The 605-nt window shown below is 40.0% G+C and carries 2 rRNA genes and 1 pseudogene; all 3 read left to right on the top strand.

What is annotated here, in order from left to right:
- Positions 1-106, top strand: a 23S ribosomal RNA gene (locus tag C7U55_RS13435); the annotation flags it as partial.
- A gap of 73 nt (positions 107-179) precedes the next feature.
- Positions 180-288: ribosomal RNA gene (gene rrf, locus C7U55_RS13430) — 5S ribosomal RNA — on the top strand.
- 119 nt (positions 289-407) lie between these two features.
- A pseudogene (locus C7U55_RS13425) lies at positions 408-605 on the top strand (hypothetical protein); the annotation flags it as partial.

The following is a 605-nucleotide window of genomic DNA, read 5'->3' as shown; positions in this document are numbered from 1 at the left end:
CGCAAGCAAGTAAGACCCCTTAAAGACGATAAGGTAGATAGGTCAGGAGTGTAAGCATGGTGACATGTTAAGCGGACTGATACTAATAGGTCGAGGGCTTGACCGAAAAGGCAAGCGAGCTTGAAAGAAAGAGACTACTATCTGGTTTTGAGTGTCCTGAAGGATACTTGAAGAGAAGATCTGGTAATGATAGCATGATGGACACACCTGTTCCCATTCCGAACACAGAAGTTAAGCATCATCACGGCGAAGATAGTACTTCGGTGCGAAAATAGCTCGTTGCCAGTTCTTTTTTTTATCTTTACTTGAGAGTGTAAAATAAACTGTGTAAGTCAGGGGCGCGCGACCTGATGAACACAGTTTTTATTTTGTCTATGTTATAATTAGGAGGAAATGAGGATATGAACATGACTAGAAATAAACGTGACCCTAAAAAAGTTGCACTCGCGCAGGCAATCATTGATGCCTATAATCCAAACTCTGTTGAAGATATGAACGATGCTCTCAAAGATCTATTTGGGCCTTTATTTGAATCAATGCTTCAAGGTGAAATGAATAATCATCTTGGCTATGAATCCAATGATAAAGGTATCAAACAAACAGAA

Origin of the sequence: Faecalibacillus faecis, assembly GCF_003024675.1 — a bacterium.
Classification (GTDB): domain Bacteria; phylum Bacillota_I; class Bacilli_A; order Erysipelotrichales; family Coprobacillaceae; genus Faecalibacillus; species Faecalibacillus faecis.
This window is presented reverse-complemented; position numbering and strand designations above follow the sequence as displayed.